Origin of the sequence: Halorubrum sp. GN11_10-6_MGM, assembly GCF_005435165.1 — an archaeon.
Lineage (GTDB): Archaea > Halobacteriota > Halobacteria > Halobacteriales > Haloferacaceae > Halorubrum.
Window position 1 is genome coordinate 33,888 of record NZ_SGUC01000007.1, and the last position, 21,521, is coordinate 55,408.

The window sequence follows — 21,521 nt, forward strand, 5'->3', positions numbered from 1 at the left end:
TCAGTCGGATCGGCGCGCCCGTCGGTAGGCCCACAGGTGTCCGTCGCCGCCCGGGAGGTCGATCGATCTGTACGTGCGGACCAGCGTTCCTCCGTTCGCGAGCGCGAGCCGCTCGTCGTCGACCGGGCGCCGAGCCTCGACGATCCGCTCGATCCGGTCGACGAACTCCTCCGGCTCCGCGAACTCCGCGCTCAGCTCCTCGGCGAGCGCCTCGCAGTCGACGCCGGTCGCGGTCTCCGGGTCCCCGTCCACGTCGAGCAGGTCGTACAGCCGCTCGTTCACCCGTATCACCCGCCTGTCGGCGTCTTCGACGAGCATCCCCACGGGAAGCGCGTCGAGCGCGGTCGACAACACGGCGTTCGTCCGCTCGATCTCGCGTTTCCGCGCCTCCTCTTCGGTGACGTCCTCGAACTGCGAGAAGACGCCGATCACCGCGTCCTCGTCGTCGGTCACCACTTGGTTGTGCCACGCGCAGCGGATCCGCTCGCCGTCGCTGCGGACGTTCTCGTTGACGCTCTGGTACCCGCCCTTATCCGAGAGCAGGTCCCGTTCGAGCGCGGCCACGTGCCGGTACTCCGGCTCGGGAACGAACGGGAGCCACGTTCCGCCGAGCAGGTCCGACTCGTCGTAGCCGAGGATCTCCTCCGCGGCGGGGTTCACCCGAACGATCCGGAAGGCCTCGTCGTACTCGATCGTTCCGAGCGGCGACTGCTCGATGAACCGCGAGAGCCGCTCCTGGCTCGCGGCGAGCGCGGCCCGCGATCGGTGTTGGTCGACCGCGTTCCGCACTCGGTTGGCCAGCACCTCGTACTGATCGTTGCCGCCGCGCTTCTGGATGTAGTCGGTCGCGCCCGCGGCGATGGCCTCGCTCGCTATCTCCTCGCTGCCCTTGCCGGTGAACAGCACGAAGGGGACCTCGACGCCGCGGTCGCGGACCCACTGGAGGAGCGTCAGCCCGTCCGTCCCGGGCATGTCGTAGTCGGAGACGACGCAGTCGATCGGCGCCGAATCAAGCGTTTCGAGGGCGTCGTCGACGTCGGCCGCGGACGTCACCGCGAACGCCTCGTCGATCCGCTCGAGGAAGGTCGCGGTCAGATCGAGGAAGGCCTGATCGTCGTCGACGTGGAGGACGCGAACCGCCGACGCGTCCTCCGACTGGGGGTCCGCGTGAGTCCCCGTCATGTAATGCCATACCGGGACCTACCGGATATACGTTCGGGTCGCGCCGCCGCCGCCGGCCGGCGCTCGGCTCACGCTCCGTCGGCGTCGCCGTCGCGCTCGTTCGCGAGCGTCCCCTCGGCGGTCGCGGTCCCGTCGGGGGCGGTCGCGAGCCGGAACAGCCCCACGAGCGCGCCCGCCGCCACCAGCGTCCCCTCGATTTTCGCGGCCGCGTACACCCACTCGCGCGGCTCGGCCTCGCCGGCGTTCCGGTAGAGCGCGCGCGTCCAGAGCGCGACGGCGCGCCGCGGCGCGACGGCTTCCAGCAGTCCGCCGATCCCGGCCACTAACAGCAGTAACGCTTTCATACGCGTCCTTCGACGCCGACCCTCAAAAGCGGACCGGGGAGCGCCCCGTCGGTCGAGGGTCGCTCCGGTCAGTCCGCGCTCACCGGCTCCGCGCCGTCGAGGTAGCGCCGACAGGTCGCGGCCGCCCACTCGCGGACGGCCGGGTCCCCCGTCCACAGCAGCGCGGCGATCCCGGCGTCGTCGACCAGTCCGACGAGGGCGCGCTCGTCGGCGAGGGCCACGGCCACCGGCGACTCGCCGGCGTGGCGGTACGCGTCGACGCCGCGGTCGGCGAGCGCCCGCCGGACGATCGGTCCGGTCGCGCCGGAGAGGCGGTCGCTCGCGGCGTCGGTGAACACGACGCGAACCGTTCGCGGGGGGTTCGTATCGGGGTCGGCGTCGCTCCCCTCGTCTGACCCGGGGTCGTCCGCCGACAGCGAGGCGTTCAGTCGCCGCGCGAGGTCGGCGTCGAACCGCGGGACGACGGCGACGACGCTGTCCGCCTCGCCGACGAGTTCGGCGAGCCGCCCGGCGGGGATTCGGGAATCGCCCTCGCCCGCGTCGTCGCCGTCCGGCCCCCTCCCGCGCTCGACGACTTCGATTCGCTCGTCGAGGCTCGCGGGATCGGCCTCGACGGCGCGCGCCACGAGCGAGCGGAGGACCGCCGCGGGCGACGCGGAGCCGTCGTCGGTCACGCGTCTCGCTCGTCCGCGGGAGGCTCGGTTTCGCCGGTCGGATCGCCCTCGGCTCCCGGCCATCGATCCGGCGCCGCCGGACGGGGCGGGTACGACTGGCGTCCGCCGGTCGACTTCTGCGCGAGCAGCCGCGCGGTGGCGCGCCGGCGGTCTCCCGGGCGCTCCGCCGTCGTCTCGTCGTAGTAGCGCACGCTCAGTCCGAGCCCGGCCCGGAGCAGTTCGTTCGCCGCGAAGCGGTAGCGGTCGTCGCTGGGCCCCGACGGCGACGGCTCCGCCGACCGGAGGTGCCCCTCGACGAAGAGGTAGCCGCCCGGCGCGAGCGACTCGACGAGGTCCGCGAACCGGTCGAGCGTGTGGAAGTAGCTCATCGTCACGAGGTCGTACGTCTCCGTCGGGAAGCCGTACGTCGAGACGTCGCCCCGAACCGTCTCGATCCGGTCGCCGACGCCCCGTTCAGCGGCGCGCTCGCGGACGATGCGGAGTCCCTCCCGCGAGGCGTCGAGCGCGTCGACGTCGTAGCCGCGGTCCGCGAGGAACACCGCGTTGCGGCCGGTCCCGGCAGCGACGTCGAGCGCGCGGCCCTCCGGCAGCGACGGCTCGTATGCGCGGAGTACGGGGGACGGCTCCGGCGCGCGCGGGTACTCGCCCGCCGCGAAGCGCTCGTCCCAGTCGGAGTCGGTCACGGTCGTTCTTCGCGGGGGGCGGGCGTAAACCTCAGGGGCGCCTCGCACGGAGTGGGGGCATGGCAGACGCGACGGACCTCGCGGAGCGACTGAACGCGCTGCTCGGCGACGGCGACGAGACGCTCGCGACCGCGGAGTCGCTCACGGGCGGACTGGTCGGGTCCCGGGTGACGGACGTGCCGGGCGCGAGCGCCTACTTCGACCGCGGCTTCGTGACGTACACGTACGGCGCCAAACGCGAACTGCTCGGCGTCTCCCGCGAGTCGCTCGACGCCCACGGCGCCGTCAGCGATCCGGTGGTCCGCGAGATGGCGGCGGGCGCGCGCGACAGGGCCGACACCGACTGGGCGGTCGCGACGACGGGGATCGCGGGGCCGACCGGCGGGACCGACGAGAAACCGGTGGGGCTCGTCTACGTCGGCGTCGCGCACGCCGCGCCGTGGGGGACCGAGGAGTCGTTCGTCCGCAGCGAGCGGGCCGTCCTCGACGGGGATCGCGACGCGGTGAAGCGCGGCGCGGCGGAGCGCGCGCTCGGCGTGCTCGTCCGTACCATCGAGGACGTCGAGGGCTGACGGCCGGATCGGTCCGTCCCCGCCACACGAGTTTATCAGCTTCCGGTCCGTATTGCCGGTATGATAGAGCGCGTGCTGGTGGCGATGGACGGCTCCGACCTCTCAGAGCGCGCGCTGCGGTACGCGCTCGACGGTCATCCGGACGCAGAGATCACGGTCCTGAACGTCGTCGGCGCGGCGTCGCCGATGATGGGACAGGCGGCGGGGATCGCCCTGTCGGACGACGGCGGGGAAGAGGGGATCCGTGAGGCCGCCGAACCCGTCTTCGAGCGGGCCCGCGAGATAGCCGCCGAGTACGACGCGACGGTCGAGACGGTCGTGGAGGCGGGTCGGCCCGCGCGCCAGATCATCGACCACGCCGAGGCGTTCGACGTCGTCGTGTTGGGAACCCACAGCGGGTCGCTCGCGGACCGCCTGTTCGTCGGGAACGTGGCCAAGACGGTGTTCCAGCGGTCGCCGGTCCCGGTGACGGTCGTACGATGAGCCGCCTCACTCCGAGCCGATGTAGGCGTTCCCGACGACCGCGACGACGAGCGCGGCGATCACGATCCACGTGAGCGGTTCGACCGCGAGGAGCCGGATCGGACGGGCCGCCGACCCGTCGAAGCCGAAGAGGTAGCCGCCGGCGAACGCGACCGCGAGCACGAGCGCGCCGACGATTCCGGCCACGCCGAGCAGCGCGCGGTCCGACGAGTCCATACCGCACGTGGGTCTCGGGGATACTTAAGAAGTGCCCGCGGGCGCGTCGGCGGAACCGCGCGAAGCCAGGGCAGGGATTTGAACCCCGGAAGTCTCGATTACAAGTCGAGTGCATGAACCACCCATGCTCCCCTGGCGCGTGCGGCCGTACTCGGTCCTCCTATGAGTGCGTGTCGCTTTCCGCGAACCCGGCCGAGGTCACTCGCTTTCGTCCGCGGATTCGGCCGTCTCGCCGACGCTGTCCGCGGCTCCCTCCTCACCTAAAGGCTTCATCAGTTCGACGCGGTGGGGACCGTAGCCGCGGTCCGCGTAGAACGCCCGAGCCCGGTCGTTGTCGGCGAGGGCCTCCAGCGCGACGCGGTCGGCGCCCGCCTCGGCGAGCGCGCGCTCCGCCGCGTCGAGCAGCGCCGCGCCGATCCCCTCCCCGCGACGCTCGGGCACCACGTAGAGGTTACTGACGGTTCCGCGGACGGCGTCGCGCTCGTAGTCGCCGCGTTCGAGCGAGAAGCCGACGAAGCCGACGGGACCGGAGCCGTCGCCGGCCGACGTCGAGTCGCCGTCCGACCTCGAGTCACCGTCCGATCCCGACGCGGTGTCCGACCCGCGAGCGACGAGCAGTTCTCCCGTGACGACCGACTGCCTGACCCACTCGCGGACCGTCGCGCGGTTCGCCTCGGCGCGGAGGGTGGCGCCGTGCTCGCGCTGATCGGCCGCGAGCGCCACCCACATGTCGGTGACCGCGTCGACGTCGTCGGCGGTCGCCGGTTCGATCCCCGCGTCCGTCTCGCCCATGCCCCCGGCTTCGGTTCGCGGCGTGTTGAGACTGCCGGCCGGCGAATCGGCCGTTCCGAAGCGACTCGGATCTCGCTGTCGATTCAGATCTCGCGGCAGTTCGGGCAGACGGCCTGCCCGTTCGCGGTGACGAGGTCGGGCACCAGCGCGCCGCAGTTCTCGCAGACGCCCTGCGTCGAGCCCCCGCCCTGCGCCTCCGCGATCGGGTCGGCGCCGCCGTCGGTCCCGGAGGACTCGTCCCGCGACGCGGTCGCGGTGCGTTCTCGGGTCGCCTCCGGGTCCATCGTCGCCGCGGCGCTCCGCTCCGCGTCGGAATCCGTCGCGGCCGCCGTCGACAGCACCGTCTCCTCCGGCCGCGGGTCACCGGTCGCGGTCTCGTCGCCGAAGCCGTCGGCGCCGGCCCCCGTGCGGGGTGCGCCCGCGGCGAGCGCGTCGCCGTCGGTGACGACGCCGACGGCCTCCCCGTCGTCGACGGCGACCACTCGGTCGGTCCCCTCCGAGACGAGCCGCTCTTCGAGCGTCGCGAGCGAGTCGTCCGGCGAGACCGTCGGCAGCGGCGGCCCCATCGCCTCGCCGACGGTGACGGGCGTCTCCTCTGACGTCCCGTCTCCGTCCGTCGCCGTCGCATCGTCGTCGGTCGTCTCCAGCAGCGCGTCGAGCGCGTCGTGAGCCGCTAACCGTCCGACCGGCTCGCCGCCGCGCACGACGACGAGGCAGTTCGTTCCCTCTTCGACCATGAGCGCGGCCGCCTCAGACAGCGCGTCCGACTCGCTGACGCCGAGGAACTCGCGATGCATCACGTCGCGAACCGTGGTGTCTGTTCGCATACGACTCGGATCCGCTCCGACCGGCTAAAAGGTGCCCCCGGTAGCGTTTTATCCGCGGCGAGCGTAGCTGTGCGATCGGTTGCCACACGACTTGGCGCGCGGATTTGTCGCGGGTTCGTCGCGGGTTCGTCGCGGGTTCGTCGCGGATTCGTCGCGGGTTCGTCGCGGGTTCGTCGCGGGTTCGTCGCGGACTCGTCGCGGATTCGTCGCGGATTCGCCACGGATTCGCGCGTCTTCGAAGGGGCGCGTCGGCTCTCCCTCGCGCGCCGACGAAAGGGAGCGTTCAAGCCCGCGGCCGTTCGAACGCCGGTATGACCATTCCCTCGTTCGTGATCGGGATCGCGGGGGGGACGGGCGCCGGGAAGACGACCGTCTCCCGGCTCGTCACCCGCGACCTCGGCGACAGCGTCACCCGGATCCCCCTGGACAACTACTACGAGGACCTCTCGCACCTCGAGTTCGAGGAGCGACAGGACGTCAACTACGACCACCCCTCCGCGTTCGAGTGGGAGCTGCTCCGCGAGCACTTGGAGGCGCTGCTGGAGGGGCAGTCCGTCGAGATGCCACAGTACGACTTCGAGATCCACAACCGGAAAGACGAGCGCGTCACCGTCGAGCCGACCGACGTCATCGTGTTGGAGGGAATCCTGGCGCTGTACGACGAGGAGATAAACGGCATGATGGACCTCCGGCTGTTCGTCGAGACCGACGCCGACGTGCGGATTCTTCGGCGGATCCGTCGGGACGTGATCGAGCGCGGGCGCGACCTAGAGGGCGTCATCGACCAGTACCTCTCGACGGTGAAGCCGATGCACGAGCAGTTCATCGAGCCCTCGAAGAAACACGCCGACGTGATCATCCCGGAGGGCGCCAACAGCGTCGCGGTGAACCTCTTGGAGGAGAAGCTCCGCGCCGAGGTCGAGGGCGACGCCGTGCGGAGTTGGGAGCGCGGGAGCCTCGAACAGGAGCTCGGCGAGAAGCGCTCGCTCGACGTCGATGGCGACGATTAATCGGGTAGATACGTCGAATTTCTGCGGACGGATACCGGAAGGGCAGACACCGCCAAAGCCCCAGGCGCGCTCGACTCCCACGGCTCGCTGCGGTCCTCGGTCGCTCCGCTCCCTGCGGTCCTTGCGTCGCCGGGGTTCGTCGAGCGCGCCTGCCCCTTTGAATCCCACCCGGCACAGCACAGCCCCGCACCTCACGCCTCCCCAGCCTCGCGGTTCGCGCTCTCCGAGCGCTCACCGCGTCCCTCGCGCGTGCTCCTCGCGGCCGCCGAGGGCGGCCGCTCGCAGGCACGCGCCACCGCACCGCCATTTATTACCAATCGTCGCAGCCGCTCACAGCCATTTAAATCTCGTATCTCGACCGTTCCGGCTTATCGACGCCGGCTCGCCACCCGTTCCTCGGCAGTCTCGGTGCTAACGAGCTCGTAGAGAGTTGCGCGGCCGCCGTCGTCTTTCGGTCGGAGCACGCGACCGAGCCGCTGCGTGAATTCGCGCTCGCTGCCGGAGCCGGAGAGCACGACCGCGACGTTGGCGTCGGGCACGTCGACCCCCTCGTCTAAGACGTTGGCAGCGACCACGCGGCCGTACGTGCCGTCCCGGAATCGTTCGAGGATCTCGCGGCGCTCTTTCGCACCCGTCTCGGCGGTGATCGCGGGGATGAGGAAACGCTCGGAGAGGCGGTAGACGAGGTCGGTGTGCGCCGTGAACACGATCACGCGGTCGTCGCGGTGGCGGTCTAAGATCTCGGCGAGCCGCTCGATTTTCCGGTCGGCGTTCATCATGATCTCGCGGGCGTCCTGCTTCGCGAGGAGCGCCTCCCGGGCGGCCGGATCGTTGCCGGAGCGCTTGACGAGCTCCTGGTAGTCGCTGCCGCTCGAAAACGTGATGCCCGCGTCGCGGACGTACTCGACGAACGTCCCCTGCGTCTCCTCGTAGCGCTCGCGCTCCGCGTCCGTCAGCTCCACCTCGATCCGCCGGATGTCGTACGGCGCGAGGTGGTCGCCCGCGAGGTCGTCGACGTCGAGCGCGTAGACGCGCTCGCCCACCAGCTCCGCGACGACCTCGTGGGCGCCGTCCGGGCGCTCGAAGGTGGCGGTGAGTCCGAGTCGCGCGGGCGCCGCGAGGAGGCGCGCGGCGTCGCGGTACCCCTCGCCGCCGAGGTGGTGGACCTCGTCGAAGACGGCGAACTCGAAGGCGTCGCCGACGCCGTCCGCCTTGAGGTACGCCGAGTCGTACGTCGACACCGTAATCGCCTCGCGTCGCTGCTCGCCGCCGCCGAACCGCCCGATCGGCGCGTCGAACTCGCGTTCCAGCTCGCGCTGCCACTGGTCGAGGAGGTCGACGGTCGGGACGACGACGAGCGTCGGCACGCCCAGATCCACTATCGCCCGGATCGCGATCACGGTCTTGCCCGCGCCGGTCGGGAGTTCGAGGACGCCGCGGTCCCCGGCCTCGTGCCACGCGTCGAGCGCCTCGCGCTGGTACTCCCGGAGGTCGTAGTCGGTGGCGAGCGCGTCCGGCAGCCCGGCTTCCTCGGCAGCCCGGTCGCTCGCGTCGAGGACGCGGTCGTCGACCGAGACGCCGGCCACCCGGAGCGCCCGCCGGAGCTCGGCGTAGCGGTGCGCCGGCGCGCGACCGGTCCCCGTCCGGGGGTCGGTCTCGACGCCCGGGAGCGGCGGCAGCGCGTCGGCCGCGAGGTCGGCGTCCGCGTCGACCCGGATCGTGCCGTCCTCGTAGGTCAACCGGACGTCCATCGCCCGGAGTTGCCGACCGACTTACAAAGTCCCACCGCCTCGCCCCGGTATGCGCGCGGACGAACTCGACCCGGACCTCGCCGCGGCGATCGCAGACATCGAGTCGTTGGGGCTCCCCGCGTGGAGCGACCTCTCCGTCGACGCCGCCCGCCGCCTCGAAGACGATCTCTTCTCCGGTCCGCCCGAGCCGCCCGTGTCCGAGGTCCGCGACCTCGCGTTCGACGGGCCGCACGGCGAGGTGCCGGTGCGGGTGTACCGCCCCGAAAGCGCCGGCGGGACGGCTGACAGTGACGGCGGAACGGCCGAAAACGCGGCCGCGGCCCGCGCTCTCGTCCACTTCCACGGCGGCGGGTGGACGCTCGGCACGCTCGACTCGGTCGACGGGATCTGCCGCGAGCTCGCGGTGCGCGCCGACGCGGTCGTCGTCTCCGTCGACTACCGGCTCGCGCCCGAACACCCGTTCCCGGTCGCGGTCGACGAGGCGGCCGCGGCGGTCGACTGGGTCGCGGAGGCCGCGGCGGCGCTCGGCGTCGGCCCCGACCGGATCGGCGTCTCCGGCACCAGCGCCGGCGGCGCGCTCGCGGTCGCGACCGCGCTCCGCGCCCGCGACGTCGGCGACGTTCCGGCTCTCGGGGGACAGTTCCTCCTCTATCCGATCGCCGGGGACGACTTCGAGACCGACTCGTACCGGGAGAACGCGGACGGCCCCCTGCTGACCCGCGAGGATATGCGGTGGTTCTACGACCGGTATCTGCGGAGCCCGGTCGACGCCGCGAACCCGTACGCGGTGCCGCTCCGGGCGGAGGATCTGGGCGACCTCCCGCCCGCGACGGTCGTCACGGCCGGCTTCGACCCCCTGCGCGACGACGGCCTCGCGCTCGCTGAGCGGTTCGAGAGCGAGGGGACGCCCGTCGAGGGGCGCCACTACCCGGCGATGGCGCACGGGTTCTGTAGCCTCGCGGATCGGGTGGACACCGCGGAGGCGGCGCTGTCGGCGGTCGCTGCGGACGTCCGAGACCGGTTATAAGCTGGCCCGCAGATCAGGCGTCGACGGTCGTCTTCACGATGCTCACGGGCGCGCTCGACTGTCGGGAGACGCGCTCGGTGACGGAGCCGAGCATCCGGCGGTAACTCCCGGAGCGCGTCTTCGACCCCATCACCGTGAGGTCGACGTCCGCCTCGTCGACGTACCGGAGGATCTCCTCGTGGGGGACGCCGTACCGCAGCGCGGTGACGGTCTCCACGTCGGCGTCGCGAGCGCGCGCCGCCACGGCGTCGAGCGCCTCCCGGCCGGCCTCTTCGAGCGTCTCCTCGGCGCCCTCGGCGCCGTCGACGAACTCGTCGCCCGAGTAGGCGTTCACCACGTCGCTGTCGACGACGTAGAGGACGTGGAGGGTCGCGTCGTAGCGGTCGGCGGCGTCGATCGCGTGGTCGATCGCGCGGTCGACGCCGACGCTGCCGTCGGTCGGGAGGAGGACGTGGTCGTACATACGCGGCGGTTCGTCGCGGGAGCGAATAAATCGGTCGCCGTTTCCCGAACGGTTAACACGCTGTGTGCCCCCGGAATTCCCATGACAGAGGCCGCGGACCGGATCTTCGTGAACGGGGAGGTACACACGCTCGCTGACCCGGACGCCGGCGGCGACGCGGTCCGCGAGGCGGTCGCCGTGCGCGACGGGAAAATCGTCCGGACCGGGCGGAGCCACGACGTGCGGCTGCTCGCGGGCGTCGAAACGGAGGTCGTGGACCTCGACGGGCGCGTCCTGCTCCCGGGGTTCGTCGACGCGCACACGCACCTGACCACCGTCGGCCGCTACCTCGTCCACGCCGACCTCTCCGCGGCGGACTCTCCGGACGCGGCCGTCGACCTGCTCGCCCAGCGCGCGGCGGAAGTGGAACCGGAGGGAAGCGGCGTCGAGGGCGACGACGACGCGACCGACTGGGTGCTCGGGTACGGCTACGACGAGTCGACGTGGGACGAGTCGCGCTACCTCACCCGCGAAGACCTCGACCGCGTCTCGACCGAGCGCCCGGTGGCGGCGTTCCGCGAGGACATGCACGTCGCGGCGGTCAACGGCGTCGCGCTCGACCGGTTCGCCGACGAGTTGGCGGCCGCCCCGGACGGGACGGTGCCGACCGACGGCGACGGCGAGCCGACGGGGGTCCTGCTCGAAGCCGCGATCGATCCGATCTACCGCGCGGTCGAGCCGGACCGCGAGGAGACGCGCGCCGTCGTCGAGGCCGCGCTCGACGCCTGCGCCGAACGGGGGGTCACCGGCTTCCACGACATGGTCCGGAACTCGCACGCGCCGCGCGTCTACCGCGACCTCGACGCGGCCGGCGAGCTCACCGCCCGCGTCCGGATCAACTACTGGAGCGACCACCTCGACGCGGTCCGCGAGGCCGGACTCGCGACGAACGCCGGGAGCGACTTCGTCGAGACCGGCGCGATCAAGTCGTACACCGACGGGAGCCTCGGCGGCCGGACGGCCCGGCTCTCGGAACCGTACGCGGACGCCCCTGACGAGACCGGCCAGTGGGTCGTCGACCCCGAGGAACTGCGCGAAGCCGTGACGGACGCGACCGAGGCGGGCTTCCAGTTCACCGCGCACGCCATCGGCGACGAGGCGGTCGACGCCGTCCTCGACGCCTACGAGGAGGCCTCGGAGACCAACCCGGCCGAGGCCCGCCACCGCGTCGAACACGTCGAAATGGCGGACGACGACGCGATCGAGCGGCTCGCGGAGACGGGCGTCGTCGCCAGCGTCCAGCCGAACTTCCTGAAGTGGGCGGACGAGGGCGGCCTGTACGAGGAACGGCTGGGGAAAGAGCGGACGGCCCGAACGAACCGCTACCGCGACATGCTCGACGCGGGAGTCGAGCTCGCGTTCGGCTCCGACGGGATGCCGATGGACCCGCTCGTCGGCGTCCACCACGCGGTCAACGCCCCCGCGGAGGCGCAGCGGCTGACCGTCACCGAGGCGCTGCGCGCGTACACGAGCGGCGCCGCCTACGCCGGCTTCGACGAGGACCGGTTCGGCACGATCGAGCCGGGCAAGCGCGCGGACCTCGTCGCGCTCGACGCGTCCCCGTGGGAGCACGCCGACGCGATCGACGAGGTAGACGTCGCGCTGACGGTCGTCGACGGCGAGGTCGTGTTCGACGGGCGGTAGTCGGCGGCCGAGAACCCCCCGGTCGGCGACCCGTGAAACCCGCAATCGCTGCCAAGAAACAGCAATTATTAATCGTGTAGTTCGAAGGCGAAGGCATGGCAGAGATAGCTATCGAGTACGCCGCGGGGAACCGCCTCCGCTCGGAGGCGGAGACCGCCAGACGGCTCATCAACGCGTACCTCGGTGACCGTCCCGACGTCGACGCCGTCACCCTGTCGCCCTCCGCGGACTCGGTCTTCTGCGTCAGCGTCGAAGGCGACCGCATCTGGTGTACCGACCCGCGCGAGTGGATCGACGCGATGGAGGCGGTGACCGCCGCGCGACGGCGGCTCTCTGAGGTCTCGTAAACGGTCGCCGTCAGTCGGCCGACTCGGCGGCGGCCGCCGCGTGTGAGTGCGCGAACTCCCGCAGCAGCTTGCCCGCGAGCGCCGCCGCCTGCCCGTCGTCGCGGTCGTTCACCTCGACGACGTCGAACCCCTCGGTGTGCGGGGCGACCGCCCGGACGAGGTCGCGCACCTCCCGCGGTTCGAGCCCGAACGGTTCCATCGTTCCCGTCCCCGGAGCGTAGCCGGGGTCGAGGCCGTCGATATCGATCGAACAGTACACCGACTCGCCGGCGAACCGCTCCGCGGACGGGGATGACGCGTCCCCGCCCCCCGCGTCGCCGCCGAGCGCGTCGATCCACTCCCGGGCGTCCTCGGGCGCGACGACCTCCACGTCGGCGTCCGCGGCGCGGTCCCACTCCGCCTCGGAGCCGGTGCGGGCGCCGACGATCACCGCGCGGTCGACGCCGAGGTCGTCGAGGCACCGCCGGGTGACGCAGGCGTGGTTCCACGGGTTCCCGTCGTACGCCTCGCGGAGGTCGAGGTGGGCGTCGCAGACGACGAGGACGTCGGGGTCGACGGCCTCGACGCCCGCGTAGGTGACGGTGTGTTCGCCGCCGACGAGCAGCGGCGTCGCGTCGTCGTAGGCGACGCTCCGAAGCTCCGCGGCGAGGTGATCGAGGTACGCCTCGACGTCGTCCCACGGGCGCACGTCGCCCGCATCGCCGACGCCGAGCGCGGAGAAGCGGCTGTCGGTGCGGCGGTCGTAGTCGTCGTAGCTCTCGGCGAATCGCCGGACCCGGTCCGGTCCGAACCGGGCGCCCGGCTGAAAGGTGGTCGTGGCGTCGAGCGGAGCGCCGACGACCACGTAGGAAGCAGTTTCGCGGTCCGTCGTCGCTCCGGGGAACATACCCGATTACCCGAGGATCTTCCGTTGGCCCTCGTAGTCGAGGTACTCGATGTTGTCGTCGGACTCGAAGTCCTCGCCCTCGGGGATGCGCATCGTGAACGTGTCGTAGGTGTCCAGGTCCATCACCTGGACCTCGTCGCCGCTGACGTTGACGACCTGGCCCTGCTTGCGCTCGATGATCGGGACCCACACCTTCGCGTCGACCGGCTGCGAGAGCGAGCGCTTCTTGTCGTCGAAGACGCCCTTGCCCTCGACGCGGGCCTTGGCGCTGCCGTGTTTCCCGGGTTTGGCGGTGCTGTAATGATTGATCTTACAGGGCGCGTCGTCCATCATCACGTAGCTGCCCTCCTGGAGTTCGCGAACCTGCTTCTGCTCTCGCGGCATGAACGACTTTTCCCGCGGGGCGGGTATAAACGGTTTGGAACGGCGGCGCTCGCGAAATCCGGAGCGTCCGTACCCGACGCCCGACTCGGGAACTCCGCCGGCCGGCCCCGAGGAAAACACTCAACAGGCCCCGCATTGGATCGCCGGGCGTGTCCCCGACCGGCCCCCTCTCTCCGGACGCACCGCTCTCGACCGTCGCCGACCTCGTCGCGACCGGCGCCGCCGCCACCGTCGACCCGGCCGCGGTCCCCCTGAACGGCGACGGGCTCGTGGTCGCCGGAGCGGTGATGGCCGGCGGCTTCGCGCTGATCGCCGGTATCGCGGTGTACGCGCTCCGCTCCAGTGACGAGCGGGTTGACCGCGTCGCCGACGCGCTCGCTGACGACCACCCCTCACCGACCGACGCCCCGCTTCGCGAGGGAGCGGACGTCCCCGCCGACGCCTCGCTCCACGAGGTCGCCGAACACGACGACGGCGACCCGGTGTACGTCCCGGTCGTGCGCCTCCCGTTGGCGACGAGCGACCCCGGACGGGACGGCGTCTACCGCCACGCCGCCCGCGCGGCCGCGGCGCTCCACGACGAGTTCGACCGCGCGCACGTCCGCGGGTACGACGTCGAGTTCGGTCTCGACGACGGGTCGCTAGGCGGCGTGGGACGAACGGTGAAACGGGTCGCGGTCACGCCGGAGCTCGCCGAGCGCCTCCGCGACCCGGACTACGACCACCGCGACCTCCGGAGTGACGTGGAGGACGGAGACAACGGCGACCCCGGCGTTCCTCCCGTCGACTGGGGCGACGCGGTGAACTACGCGAACGGCGGCGGATCGGCCGCGGCGAGCGGCGCCGACCGCTGCGACGTAGCGACGAGCGGCGCGGCGAACGCGACGACGTCGCGGCAGCCGGGCGTGTTCGGAAAAGCTGACGCGGCTACGGATCGAGCTCGTCGACGTACTCTTCCGGCTCCTCGTCGTCGCCGACGTTCCCGTCCGGCGGGACGAGCTGCCCCGTGTACAGGTAGCTGACGACGAACATGACGATGAAGCCCACGCCGACCGCGGCGGTCGTCCGCACCACGAACGGGAAGTCGACGAAGTAGAGCGCGCGGTCCGCGATCGCGATGGCGACCGCCGCGGTCACCAGTATCTTCTGCTCGTCGGTGGGGTCGCGGACGAACTCGACCACGTCTTCCTTGAGGTCGCCGAAGAAGCCCATCAGGCGTCACCTCCGGTCGCCGCGGCCGAGTCGGACGCCGTCGCGTGGTCTTCGATCACGCGGGTCACGCGGTCGAGGCCGTCTTCCAGCTCCTCGGTCGGAAGCCCGAACCCGATCCGGAAGCGCTCCGGGAAGCCGAACAGGTGTCCGGGCGCGAGGACGACGCTCGCTTCCTCGACGACGGTCCGGCAGAACGCCTCCGCGTCGTCGAACCCGTCGGGGACCGTCACGAACGCGTTGACGCCGACCGGGTCGTACCAGTCGAGGCCGTGGCGGTCGACCCACTCCGCGACGCGGTCGCGGTGGTCGGCCGCCAGCTCGCGGTTCTCCGTGAGGATGTGGTCCTCGCGCCGCCCGAGCGCCTGCTTCGCGACGTGTTGGCCGAACAGGCTCGGCGAGATGGTGGTGTAGTCCTTCCAGCGCCACGCGCGCTCGACGACCGGCTCCGGGCCGGCGATCCAGCCGAATCGGAGGCCGGCGAGCCCGTACGCCTTCGTGAGGCTGGTCGTCGAGATCCCGTGCGCGCCGTAGCTCGCGACCGGCGGCTGCGGCTCCTCGGCGAGCAGGCGGTACACCTCGTCGCACAGCAGGTAGGCGTCGCGCTCGACCGCCACGTCGTACACCGCCCGCATCGCGGCCTCGTCGTGGTGCCGCCCGGTCGGGTTGTTCGGGTTGTTGACGACGATCACGGCGGTGTCGTCGCGCGCGGCCTCGGCGACCGCGTCGGGATCGAGCTCCCACTCCGGCGGCTCCAGTTCGACGCGGGTCACGTCGCCGAACGCGTCGGGCACGGCGTGGAGCGCCTGATAGGTCGGGGTGACGACGACGGCGTGGGTGCCGGAGCCGATTCCGGACTCGCCGCTCGCTCCCTCGGCGTCGCCCTCGCTGCCGTCGACCGGCCCCTCGTCGCCGAGCAGCGAGAGGAACGTCAGGAAGTTCGCCTCCTGTGTGCCGCAGGTGAAGAGGACTTCGTCGGCGGCCCGGTCGTAGCGGTCGCCGACGGCCGCCCGGAACTCGGGATCGCCGTTCGTCGGGATGACGTAGTCGAGCTTCCCCGGGTCGAGGTCGAACCGACTCGCGTCGAGCGAGCGGATGCCGCTCTCGGCCAGCATGATGTCGGCCTCGTGTTCGTACTCCGCGAACCAGCGTTCGAGGCCGAACGGGTCGATGCGCATACCCGTTATCGGGCGGGCGCGAGGTTAGGTGCTGTGGTATCGGGTGCCCGGCGCCGCGAGCGGTCGGGTCCCCCCCCCGCGCCGCCGCGACCCTCGGAGCCCGTCCGCGGGGATCTCCGAGCCCGTCCGCGGGGACCCCACCGCAACGACTTTCCTCGCCGATCGCGACAGGGCGACATGGTTCTCAACCGGCAGCGGCTGTTGGGCGTGCTGCTCGTCGCACTCGCGACGCTCGCGGCGGCCGTGCTGGCGGAGGTGCTGCGGACGGTCGTGTTCGCGGTCACCGTCGCGTACGTCCTGTACCCCCTCCGGCAGCGGCTCGTCGGTCGCGGGCTCTCGCGCCGGATCGCGTGCGCCGCCGCCACCGCCGTCGCCTTCGCCGGCGCCACGCTCCTCGTGGCGCCACTCCTGTACGCCCTCTACCGGCGGCGGTCGGAGCTGATCGCCATCCTCGAAGGGATTCCCGACTTCGTGCCGATCAGCGTCGGCGGGTTCGAGACGGTCGTCGAGATCGCGCCCTTCGCCGCGGCGGCCGAGGCGTTCGTCCGGGACGTCGCGCTCGCGCTCGCGGGCGCGGCGCCCGTGCTCGTCTTGGAACTCGTCGTGTTCACCTTCCTCGTGTACGGTATCCTCTACCGGCCGGGAGCGGTCGGAACGGCCGTCCTCGGCGTCCTGCCGGCCGAATACCACGACATTCCGACCCGGCTCCACGAGCGGACGCGCGAGACGTTGTACTCGATCTACGTGCTCCAGGCCGCGACCGCGGCCGGGACCTTCGTCCTCGCGCTCGCGGTGTTCCGGCTCCTCGGCTACGGCTCGCCGGTCCTGCTGGCCGTCGTCGCGGGGATCCTCCAGTTCATCCCCGTCGTCGGGCCGAGCGTGCTGATCGTCGCGCTCGGGGCCGGCGACTTCCTCGTCGGCGAGACCGCCCGGGCGATCGCCGTACTCGTGATCGGACTCGTCGTCGTCGCCTTCGTCCCGGACGCGGTGATCCGGACGCAACTCGCCGACTGGACCGGCCGGATCTCGCCGGGGCTGTACTTCGTCGGGTTCGTCGGCGGTATCCTCACGCTCGGCGCGATCGGCGTCATCGTCGGTCCCCTCGTCGTGTCGCTGCTGCTCGAAGTGATCGACATGCTCTCCGAGGAGGGCGCGGCGGCAGACGCGAGAGAGGAGGGCGCGACGGTGACAAGCGCGGATGCCGACCGGTGACTTCCCGCGCCGTGACCACCGGCACGGCTTTCCCTCGCCCGCTCGTCCGTTCGGTATCTGATGCCCCCGACGGATGCTCCCGATGCGGTCGCAGACGCTCCGAGCCTCGCGGCGCGACGAGTCGACGGTCTCGCGGACCGCGTCGCGCGCTCGGCGTCCCCCACACTCGGCTCCGAGACCGGCGCCGACGGTGCCGATTCCCCCGGCGCTATCGACGTCTTCGCCCCGGCGACCGACGAGCGGATCGGGAGTGTCCCGGCCTGTGACGCCGACGACGTCGAGGTCGCGGTCGAGCACTCTCGGGACGCGCAGGAAGCGTGGGCCGAGACTCCGCCCGCCGAGCGCGCCCGGATCGTCGAGCGATTCGGCGACCTCGTCGCGGACCGCCGCGAGGAGCTGCTCGACCTCCTCCAGCTGGAGACCGGAAAGTCACGGCGCACCGCGGTCGAGGAGCTGTTCGACGTGCCGACCGGCTGTTCGTACGTCGCGAGCGAGGCCCCGGGCGCGCTCGCCGAGGAACGGCGGCGGGGGGTCGCGCCCGGGATCGCGACCGCGACGGTCACCCGCGAGCCGGTCGGCGTCGTCGGGGTCATCTCGCCGTGGAACTACCCGCTGACGCTGTCGATGGCCGACGCGATCCCCGCGCTGGCCGCGGGCAACGCGGTCGTTCTCAAACCCGACGAGAAGACGCCGTACGGCGCGCTGCTGCTCGCCGAGCTGCTGGAGGTCGCCGGGCTCCCCGACGGGCTCTTTCAGGTCGTCACGGGGGAGGGGCCGACCGTCGGGCCGCCGCTTATCGACGCGGTCGACTACGTCGCCTTCACCGGCAGCACGGCGACGGGACGGACGATCGCGGAGCGCGCAGGGCAGAACCTGATCGGCTGTTCGCTGGAGCTGGGCGGCAACAACCCGCTCGTCGTGCTCGGCGACGCCGACGTCGACGAGGCCGCCCGGGGCGCGGTCCAGGCCTGCTTCTCCAACGCGGGCCAGCTCTGTCTCTCCGCCGAGCGGATCTACGTCGTCGAGTCCGCGTTCGACGCGTTCCTCGACGCGTTCGTCCGCGAGACCGAGGCGGTGACGCTCGGGACCGGCTACGACTACGACGCCGACCTCGGCTCGCTCGTCGACGCCGACCAGCTGGCGCGCGTCGAGTCGCACGTCGAAGACGCCCGCGAGCGCGGCGCGACGGTCGAGACCGGCGGCCGCGCGCGTCCGGAGGTCGGCCCGTACTGCTACGAGCCGACGGTCCTGACGGGCGTCGACCCGGACGCCTCGGTCGCCTGCGAGGAGACGTTCGGCCCCGTCGTCGCGGTGACGCCGGTCCCGGACGCCGACGCGGCGGTCGCCGCCGCCAACGACTCGCCGTACGGACTCAACGCGAGCGTCTGGACCGCGAACCGCGAGCGCGGCGCGGCGCTCGCCCGCGATATCGACTGCGGGACGGTGAACGTCAACGACGCCTTCCTCGCGACGTGGGGCGCCGTCGACGCGCCGATGGGCGGGTTCGGCGACTCCGGGCTCGGACGCCGGCACGGACGGGAGGGGATTCAGCGGTACACCGAGACGCGGACGGTGGGCGTCTCGCGGGTCGGCCCGCTGACGTTCCCGGAACGGCTCCCGACCGACTGGTTCGTGCGCGGCGCGTTCGCGGCGACGCGGATCGGGCGACGCATCAGGCGCGGCATCGACGCGGCCCGGCGGCGGCTCTCGCGGCGCTGACGGGAACGGTAGTCCGGATCACGCTCCCGATCCGCACGGCTCGCGGCGGCAACGGATCAGAAAAATCGGCGTTCGTTCGACCGCGCGCGACCGGATTACTCCGCGTCGTCGATCAGGTCGCCGAACACCGACGCCGCGGTGTCGGGCACGTCGAAGTCGTGGTAGTGCTCGCCCTTCTCGTTCGAGAGGATGTCGAGCGCGGCCGCGGCGCCGTCGCCGGCGGAGATGACCGCCTGCCACTCCTCGGCGCGGGCCATCGCGCCGGTCGCGTAGGCGCCCTCGACGCTGGTCTCCGTCGAGAGGTCGACGCTGACGGTGTCGTCGTCGTCGAACTCACAGCCGAGCGACTCCGCGAGGTCCCGCTTCGCGCCCGTCGCGAGGACGACGTAGTCGGCGTCGTACTCGTCTTCCTCGGTCGTCACGGTGAAGCCGTCGTCGGTCGACTCGACGCCGGTGACCTCCTCCCCCTGGTGGCGGTCAACGCCGAAGTCGTCGACCTGCTGGCGCGCGGTCGCCAGGAACTCGCTGCCGCCGACGGAGCCTACGCCGAGGTAGTTGAACAGGTGCGCCTTGTGCATCCACGTGTCGTTCGTGTCGAAGAGGACGGTGTCGAGGCCGTTCTTGCTCGCGAACAGTCCAGCGCTCAGTCCGGCCGGTCCACCGCCGACGATTGCGACGTCTGTCATACCGCCATATCACGTCGCCCGGGCATAAGGGTTGACGGAAGCGGGGATCGACGGGGGCGGCGCGCCCGACGCCGGCCGTGATCCGACGCCGCTAGCCGCCGAAGTCGGCGAGCGATCCGGCGTCGTCGCCCCCGGAATCGTCCGATTCGGAGGGGTCGTCCGCGGAGTCGTCGCCCCCCGAGCCGTCTCCCCCGTCGCCGCTCGGCTCGTTGGGGTCGGACTCACCCCACGGATCGTCGGGGTCGACCGGGTCGACGGCGCGGTCGAGCTCGTCGGCGTCGTACTCGACGTCCTCGTCGAGCAGCATCGCGAGCCGCTGCCAGCGGGCGCTCTGCTCGTCTTCGCCCTCGGGGCCGACGCGCGCGCCGTGGGTCTTGAAGAATCGGGTGCCGCGCCCGCGTTTGGACCCCTCGCCGGTGTGGCCGTCGAAGACGGCGTCGAACGTCCCCTCCGGTTCGAGGTCCCCGACGGGGAAGTCGTGGGCGGGCTCCTCGCCGCGTTCGCGGGCTTCGGCCCGCAGGTCGGCCACCGCGGAGAAGTAGGCGTCCGCGTTCGACGCCTCGCGGGTCGAGCGAGCGCGGGCGGCCGCGAGCGCGGCGTGGACCGCACAGAGGCGCCCCTTCCACGCGTCCGGCTCCCAGCGTTCGGTTGCCAGTTCCTCGTAGCGCTCGATGAGGAGCGCGACCTCGTCGCCCGCGCGGAGGTCCTCGACGACGTAGAGGTTCAGGCGGTCCCAGAGGTTCCACGCGTACCCGGAGCGGGCCAGCTCCCACGCCGCCCACGCCGCGATCTCCTCGTCGGAGCGCCGGACCGCCTTCTGGAGGAGGCTGGAGACGACGTACCGGCTGTAGCCGCCGTCGGTCTCGTTCGCCTCCTTCTCCTCGCCGAAGTCGTTCTCGCCCGTCGCGTCCGGCGTCCGATCGGTTTCGAGGCTCCCGTCCGTCCCGAACGTCGCCTGTCTGTCGTCGCCGTCGGCCATGTCCCCGCTCCCGCCGCGAGCGACTTAACAGCCCCGCGGCGAGGGCGCTCGGTGCGCGGCGCGAGCGGGAGGCTTCGAGTCGGTCGATCCGCGGCGCGGTACGGCGGATCACACCTGCTCTGAAAGGGAACCCTTAAGTCGAATCCGGCGGCTATGTTTCGGTAACCGCCCTTAGCTCAGCCTGGTAGAGCAGTCGACTGTAGATCGACTTGTCCCCCGTTCAATTCGGGGAGGGCGGACTAAACCTCAACACTCGCGAGCGACAGCGAGCGAGTGTTGACCGTGCGGGACGACCGACCCGAATTGGGCAGACGAGTCGCAGCCCGCGCAGTGAGCGAAGCGAACGAGCAGGACCGTCTCGGCGAGTTCAATTCGGGGAGGGCGGACTCCTTGTCGGTCGGTTCGTAACGGACGCAGAGCCGAACGCTCGGCAGCGGGACCCTCGTTCGACACCCTCAACTTTTCACAGCTTCCGGCGACACGACGAGTATGTGTGTTCGCCGGGCGGTCGTCGCGGTCGTTCTCGTCGCGCTAGCGGGCTGTGCCGGCGCCCCTACCGCCGACCTCGGCTCTCCCCCGTCCGACCCCGACGGCGTCGATCCGAACGACCCGGGCGACACGGCGTGGACCGGCACGGTCGTCAGGGTCGTCGACGGCGACACGATGGAGGTGGAGTTCCCGAACGGGGAGGTCGACACCGTCAGGCTCCTCGGCGTCGACACGCCCGAGACGAGCGCCGAGTCGACGAGCCCCGACGAGTTCGAGGGGGTCCCGAACACCGACGCCGGCCGGGCGCACCTCCGGGCGTGGGGCGCCGAGGCCTCGGCGTTCGCGGAGTCGGAGCTCGCCGGCGAGGAGGTGACGGTCGTGACCGGCGGCGACCGCCGAGGGGGGTACGGCCGCCTGCTCGCGGTGCTGTACGTCGACGGCGAGGAGTTCAACGAGCGGCTGCTGACGGAGGGGTACGCCCGCCTGTACGACACCGAGTTCGCCCTGCGCGACGCGTACGCGGCGGCCGAGTCCGAGGCGCGCGCGGGCGAGGTCGGGCTCTGGGCGTTCGATGAGTCGGACTCCTCGACCGAGGCGAGCGAGGTCGACGACGCCGACCTCCCGCCGCTCCCTGACGACGGCGACGGCGAGGCCCGCGAGTCGGTCCCCGCATTCGGGATCGGAGCGGCCGCGATCCCTGTGTCGGCGTAACACACTTAAGAGCG

25 protein-coding genes and 2 tRNA genes are annotated in these 21,521 nt (G+C 71.7%); 11 read left to right on the forward strand and 16 right to left on the reverse strand.

The genetic code is table 11. From position 1 onward, the window contains the following. From EXE46_RS05445 to EXE46_RS05460, 4 genes are all read right to left on the reverse strand, one after another. On the reverse strand, positions 1 to 1,182 hold the full coding sequence (locus EXE46_RS05445; RefSeq protein ID WP_137687473.1) for a response regulator: 1,182 nt from the start codon (positions 1,180 to 1,182) through the stop codon (positions 1 to 3). Between the two features lie 68 nt (positions 1,183 to 1,250). Then, complete coding sequence (locus tag EXE46_RS05450; protein ID WP_137687474.1) at positions 1,251 to 1,526, reverse strand: hypothetical protein; 276 nt, start codon at positions 1,524 to 1,526, stop codon at positions 1,251 to 1,253. Between the two features lie 68 nt (positions 1,527 to 1,594). After that, entirely contained in the window at positions 1,595 to 2,200 is a 606-nt protein-coding gene (locus tag EXE46_RS05455; protein ID WP_137687475.1) for a hypothetical protein, read from the reverse strand. Then, a complete protein-coding gene (locus EXE46_RS05460; RefSeq protein ID WP_137687476.1) occupies positions 2,197 to 2,883 on the reverse strand; it encodes a bifunctional 2-polyprenyl-6-hydroxyphenol methylase/3-demethylubiquinol 3-O-methyltransferase UbiG in 687 nt (228 codons plus the stop codon). Before EXE46_RS05460 ends, EXE46_RS05455 begins: the two co-directional genes overlap by 4 nt. Positions 2,884 to 2,942: 59 nt before the next feature. On the opposite strand from EXE46_RS05460, the gene EXE46_RS05465 reads away from it, so the two are divergent. Together EXE46_RS05465 and EXE46_RS05470 are read left to right on the forward strand one after the other, a co-directional pair. Beyond that, positions 2,943 to 3,455: a CinA family protein gene (locus tag EXE46_RS05465; protein ID WP_137687477.1), complete on the forward strand. Its 513-nt coding sequence runs from the start codon at positions 2,943 to 2,945 to the stop codon at positions 3,453 to 3,455. Between the two features lie 60 nt (positions 3,456 to 3,515). Continuing rightward, positions 3,516 to 3,938, forward strand: coding sequence for a universal stress protein (locus EXE46_RS05470; RefSeq protein WP_137687478.1), 423 nt, complete (start codon positions 3,516 to 3,518; stop codon positions 3,936 to 3,938). Positions 3,939 to 3,944: 6 nt separating this feature from the next. Here the strand turns inward: EXE46_RS05470 and EXE46_RS05475 are convergent, their stop codons facing one another. The 4 genes from EXE46_RS05475 to EXE46_RS05490 all read right to left on the reverse strand — a co-directional run bounded on the left by EXE46_RS05475 (position 3,945) and on the right by EXE46_RS05490 (position 5,773). After that, positions 3,945 to 4,154, reverse strand: a complete 210-nt coding sequence (locus EXE46_RS05475; protein ID WP_137687479.1) for a hypothetical protein — start codon at positions 4,152 to 4,154, stop codon at positions 3,945 to 3,947. Positions 4,155 to 4,217: 63 nt separating this feature from the next. Next, positions 4,218 to 4,291 (reverse strand) — tRNA-Thr (locus EXE46_RS05480). Positions 4,292 to 4,352: 61 nt separating this feature from the next. After that, on the reverse strand, positions 4,353 to 4,946 hold the full coding sequence (locus tag EXE46_RS05485; protein ID WP_137687480.1) for a GNAT family N-acetyltransferase: 594 nt from the start codon (positions 4,944 to 4,946) through the stop codon (positions 4,353 to 4,355). An 83-nt stretch (positions 4,947 to 5,029) separates the two neighbouring features. Continuing rightward, positions 5,030 to 5,773 (reverse strand): CBS domain-containing protein, encoded by a 744-nt coding sequence (locus tag EXE46_RS05490; RefSeq protein ID WP_137687481.1) that lies wholly within the window; start codon positions 5,771 to 5,773, stop codon positions 5,030 to 5,032. A gap of 311 nt (positions 5,774 to 6,084) precedes the next feature. Here EXE46_RS05490 and udk point away from each other — a divergent pair, with 311 nt between their 5' ends. Continuing rightward, positions 6,085 to 6,783: a uridine kinase gene (udk, locus tag EXE46_RS05495; protein WP_137687482.1), complete on the forward strand. Its 699-nt coding sequence runs from the start codon at positions 6,085 to 6,087 to the stop codon at positions 6,781 to 6,783. A gap of 368 nt (positions 6,784 to 7,151) precedes the next feature. On the opposite strand, the gene EXE46_RS05500 is transcribed toward udk, so the two are convergent. Continuing rightward, positions 7,152 to 8,534: a DEAD/DEAH box helicase family protein gene (locus EXE46_RS05500; protein ID WP_137687483.1), complete on the reverse strand. Its 1,383-nt coding sequence runs from the start codon at positions 8,532 to 8,534 to the stop codon at positions 7,152 to 7,154. 49 nt (positions 8,535 to 8,583) lie between these two features. Between EXE46_RS05500 and EXE46_RS05505 the strand changes: the two genes are divergently transcribed. Further along, positions 8,584 to 9,561: an alpha/beta hydrolase gene (locus EXE46_RS05505; protein WP_137687484.1), complete on the forward strand. Its 978-nt coding sequence runs from the start codon at positions 8,584 to 8,586 to the stop codon at positions 9,559 to 9,561. A gap of 13 nt (positions 9,562 to 9,574) precedes the next feature. Here the strand turns inward: EXE46_RS05505 and EXE46_RS05510 are convergent, their stop codons facing one another. Beyond that, positions 9,575 to 10,024 carry a universal stress protein gene (locus tag EXE46_RS05510; protein ID WP_137687485.1) on the reverse strand — a complete coding sequence of 150 codons (450 nt, stop codon included), beginning with the start codon at positions 10,022 to 10,024 and terminating at the stop codon, positions 9,575 to 9,577. Between the two features lie 81 nt (positions 10,025 to 10,105). On the opposite strand from EXE46_RS05510, the gene EXE46_RS05515 reads away from it, so the two are divergent. After that, positions 10,106 to 11,707: an amidohydrolase gene (locus tag EXE46_RS05515; RefSeq protein WP_137687486.1), complete on the forward strand. Its 1,602-nt coding sequence runs from the start codon at positions 10,106 to 10,108 to the stop codon at positions 11,705 to 11,707. Between the two features lie 95 nt (positions 11,708 to 11,802). After that, positions 11,803 to 12,054 (forward strand): hypothetical protein, encoded by a 252-nt coding sequence (locus EXE46_RS05520; protein ID WP_137687487.1) that lies wholly within the window; start codon positions 11,803 to 11,805, stop codon positions 12,052 to 12,054. Between the two features lie 10 nt (positions 12,055 to 12,064). On the opposite strand, the gene EXE46_RS05525 is transcribed toward EXE46_RS05520, so the two are convergent. Continuing rightward, the gene (locus EXE46_RS05525) at positions 12,065 to 12,940 is read right to left on the reverse strand and encodes an agmatinase family protein (protein WP_137687488.1); all 876 of its coding nucleotides are present in this window, start codon (positions 12,938 to 12,940) and stop codon (positions 12,065 to 12,067) included. A gap of 6 nt (positions 12,941 to 12,946) precedes the next feature. Next, positions 12,947 to 13,324, reverse strand: coding sequence for a translation initiation factor IF-5A (locus EXE46_RS05530; protein ID WP_137687489.1), 378 nt, complete (start codon positions 13,322 to 13,324; stop codon positions 12,947 to 12,949). A 149-nt stretch (positions 13,325 to 13,473) separates the two neighbouring features. On the opposite strand from EXE46_RS05530, the gene EXE46_RS05535 reads away from it, so the two are divergent. Further along, on the forward strand, positions 13,474 to 14,346 hold the full coding sequence (locus EXE46_RS05535) for a hypothetical protein (RefSeq protein WP_241981497.1): 873 nt from the start codon (positions 13,474 to 13,476) through the stop codon (positions 14,344 to 14,346). Here the strand turns inward: EXE46_RS05535 and EXE46_RS05540 are convergent. Beyond that, positions 14,252 to 14,536 carry a hypothetical protein gene (locus EXE46_RS05540; protein WP_137687490.1) on the reverse strand — a complete coding sequence of 95 codons (285 nt, stop codon included), beginning with the start codon at positions 14,534 to 14,536 and terminating at the stop codon, positions 14,252 to 14,254. The genes EXE46_RS05535 and EXE46_RS05540 overlap by 95 nt on opposite strands. Next, positions 14,536 to 15,711 (reverse strand): aminotransferase class I/II-fold pyridoxal phosphate-dependent enzyme, encoded by a 1,176-nt coding sequence (locus EXE46_RS05545; protein ID WP_137687491.1) that lies wholly within the window; start codon positions 15,709 to 15,711, stop codon positions 14,536 to 14,538. The genes EXE46_RS05540 and EXE46_RS05545 overlap by 1 nt, the downstream gene beginning before the upstream one ends. A gap of 177 nt (positions 15,712 to 15,888) precedes the next feature. Here EXE46_RS05545 and EXE46_RS05550 point away from each other — a divergent pair, with 177 nt between their 5' ends. Both EXE46_RS05550 and EXE46_RS05555 read left to right on the forward strand, forming a co-directional pair. After that, positions 15,889 to 16,923 carry an AI-2E family transporter gene (locus tag EXE46_RS05550; protein ID WP_137687492.1) on the forward strand — a complete coding sequence of 345 codons (1,035 nt, stop codon included), beginning with the start codon at positions 15,889 to 15,891 and terminating at the stop codon, positions 16,921 to 16,923. A 60-nt stretch (positions 16,924 to 16,983) separates the two neighbouring features. Then, the gene (locus EXE46_RS05555) at positions 16,984 to 18,642 is read left to right on the forward strand and encodes a succinic semialdehyde dehydrogenase (RefSeq protein ID WP_137687493.1); all 1,659 of its coding nucleotides are present in this window, start codon (positions 16,984 to 16,986) and stop codon (positions 18,640 to 18,642) included. A gap of 95 nt (positions 18,643 to 18,737) precedes the next feature. On the opposite strand, the gene EXE46_RS05560 is transcribed toward EXE46_RS05555, so the two are convergent. Beyond that, positions 18,738 to 19,328: an NAD(P)/FAD-dependent oxidoreductase gene (locus EXE46_RS05560; RefSeq protein ID WP_137687494.1), complete on the reverse strand. Its 591-nt coding sequence runs from the start codon at positions 19,326 to 19,328 to the stop codon at positions 18,738 to 18,740. Positions 19,329 to 19,419: 91 nt separating this feature from the next. Further along, positions 19,420 to 20,307, reverse strand: a complete 888-nt coding sequence (locus EXE46_RS05565) for a hypothetical protein (RefSeq protein ID WP_137687495.1) — start codon at positions 20,305 to 20,307, stop codon at positions 19,420 to 19,422. A gap of 165 nt (positions 20,308 to 20,472) precedes the next feature. Between EXE46_RS05565 and EXE46_RS05570 the strand changes: the two genes are divergently transcribed. Continuing rightward, positions 20,473 to 20,546, forward strand: a tRNA-Tyr gene (locus tag EXE46_RS05570). Between the two features lie 250 nt (positions 20,547 to 20,796). Continuing rightward, on the forward strand, positions 20,797 to 21,507 hold the full coding sequence (locus EXE46_RS05575; protein ID WP_137687496.1) for a thermonuclease family protein: 711 nt from the start codon (positions 20,797 to 20,799) through the stop codon (positions 21,505 to 21,507). Positions 21,508 to 21,521: the final 14 nt, after the last annotated feature.